The organism is Catenulispora pinistramenti (assembly GCF_018274385.1).
Taxonomy (GTDB): Bacteria; Actinomycetota; Actinomycetes; order Streptomycetales; family Catenulisporaceae; genus Catenulispora; species Catenulispora pinistramenti.
In genome coordinates, this window is the sequence record NZ_JAAFYZ010000442.1 from 1 (window position 1) to 2,545 (window position 2,545).

The 2,545-nt window shown below is 70.2% G+C and carries 2 protein-coding genes; both read left to right on the forward strand.

All coding sequences use genetic code 11. The features are described 5' to 3' along the window. Window positions 1-1,398: cellulose binding domain-containing protein (locus KGQ19_RS48290; RefSeq protein ID WP_307856745.1), on the forward strand; the 1,398-nt coding region annotated here is incomplete at its 5' end. Window positions 1,399-1,573: 175 nt separating this feature from the next. Next, window positions 1,574-2,335, forward strand: a complete 762-nt coding sequence (locus tag KGQ19_RS51565) for a GntR family transcriptional regulator (protein WP_212022331.1) — start codon at window positions 1,574-1,576, stop codon at window positions 2,333-2,335. Window positions 2,336-2,545: the final 210 nt, after the last annotated feature.

The window sequence follows — 2,545 nt, forward strand, 5'->3', positions numbered from 1 at the left end:
CCCGTCCCCCGCCGCCCCGTCGCGGCCCTGTCCGCGGCCGGTGTGGCCGCCGCCTTCGGCCTGACCGCCGCCGCGCTGTCCACGACGGCCCACGCCGCCGCGGCCCCGGCCGCGCTCGCCTACCACGTCGGCTCGGCCGGCTCGGACATGGTCGAGCCCTGGCTCACCGTCACCAACACCGGCAGCGCCCCGCTGGACCTGTCGACCGTGAAGATCCGGTACTACTTCACCATCGACTCCGCGCCCTCCTACCAGTTCACCTGCGAATGGGCGCAGCTCGGCTGCGGGAACATCACCGGCACCATCGGCACCCTGCCCGCGCCGACCGCGACCGCCGACCACTACCTGGAGGTCGGCTTCACCGGCGGCTCCCTGGCCCCCGGCGCCTCCACCGGCGACCTGCAACTGCGGATGAACGCCGCCGGCTGGGCCCCGGTCGACCAGGCCGACGACTACTCGTTCAACGCCTCGCAGACCTCTTACGGCGCCAGCAACACCATCACGCTCGCGGTCGGCGGCACGATCGTCTCCGGGACCGCGCCCGGCGGGAACCCGCCGCCGACCAGCCCGTCCAGCAGTCCCTCCACCTCGTCGGGTTCCAGCGGCGGCGGCACACCGAACGGGGCCCTGTTCGACGACTTCTCCTACACCGGCCCGTCCGACCCGAACCTGGCCGCGCACGGCTGGGCGATCCGCACCGGCGCCGGCGGGCCGGGCGTGCAGAACTCCTGGGCCGCGGACACCTTCAGCTTCCCCAGCGACTCCAGCGCGCAGGGCGGGCACGTCATGGACCTGACGGCCTCCACCGACGGCACCACCTCCGGCACCAAGCAGGCCGAGATCGACACCACCCAGGAGAAGTTCTTCCAGGGCACGTACGCCGCCCGCGTCTACTTCAACGACGCCCCGACCACCGGCACCAACGGCGACCACGTCAACGAGACCTTCTACACCATCACCCCGGACAACTCCCTGTACAGCGAAGACGACTTCGAATACCTGCCCAACGGCGGCTGGGGCGGCCCGGCGAACTCGATGTACACCACCACCTGGTACAGCTCCGACGCGATGGACCGCGTCACCACCGACACCACCGGCAGCCTGCAGGGCTGGCACACCCTGGTCGCCACCGTCTACGGCGGCACCGTCACCTACTACATCGACGGCAAGCAGGTGTTCAGCAGCACCGGCAAGTACTACCCGCGCGAGGCCATGACCATCGACTTCAACGAGTGGTTCATCGACCTGCCGTTCACCGGCGCGCGGACCTGGAACGAGAAGGTCAACTGGGTCTACTACGCCAACGGCGTCGCGCAGTCGCCGGCCGATGTGCAGAACGCGGTCAACGGCTACTACTCGGCCGGGACCCACTTCACCGACACCGTCCCGAACGGCTGACCCGACCCCGCTCACGAACCGGCGGCGCGGCCCGACCTGAGACCGGGCCGCGCCGCCCCGGCACGCAGGCACCCGGACATCCGGACATCCGGACACCGGCAGCACCTGGGCCCACCGCACCCCGGCCCACCAAGCCGGGGTGCCCGACCCGCCACACCTGGCAGAATCATCCGACGTGACAGGCAGCCAGACCCGCCCGGCCCGCAAAGTGGCCACCGCCAAGCGCGACCGCGTGCGCGATCACCTGCTGCGGCTGATCGACACCGCCGCCCCGGGCACCAGCCTGGACTCCGAACGCGACCTCGCCGAAGCCCTCGGCGTCTCCCGCCCCACCGTCCGCGCCGCGCTCCAGGACCTGGCCCGCTCCGGCTACCTGGTCCGGCATCAGGGCCGCGGCACGTTCACCAGCCCGCGCAAGATCGACCAGCCGCTGACCGGCGACACCACCGACGGCGGCGCGGCACTGGCCGCCCCGTCGGCCGAGGGCACCTGGACCAGCCACGTCGTCACCTTCCGCACCTCCCCCGCCGGGCCTTCCCGCGCCGCCCGCTTCGACATCGCCATCGACGCGCCGATCCTGCGCATCGTGCGGGTCCGGCTGGTCGAGGGCGAACCGATCGCGATCGAGCGCCTGGACGTCCCGGCCGATCTGGTGCCGAACCTGGCCCCGGCCGACCTGGAATCCGGCAACTTCTACCACCTGCTGCGCGACCGGCACGGCATCGCCGTCTCCGATGCCGTGCAGACCATGGAACCGACGGTGGCCAACCCCGACCAGGCCGAACTGCTCGACATCGAGGTCTACGCCCCGCTGCTGCAAGTCGAGCGGACCACCAAGGACACCACCGGCCGGGTCGTGGAATTCGCGCACTCGGTGTACCGCGGCGACCGGTACCGGATCACCACGCGGCTCCACCTGGACGCCACTTCCGGCTGAACTGATCGTCTTCGCCACCTCCGGCGCTTAAAGAATCATTCCCGGAAGTGCATCAACCGCACGTCAACCGTCTTTGTTGACAGAACGCGGGTTCCGGACCTGAACACGAGGATTCCCCGGACAGAATCTCGGATATTCGAGCCCCGTCTTGGCAAATTCTTGACTGAATCACGCAGAATCCGGCGGTATTTTGACCAGCGGGTACCCACC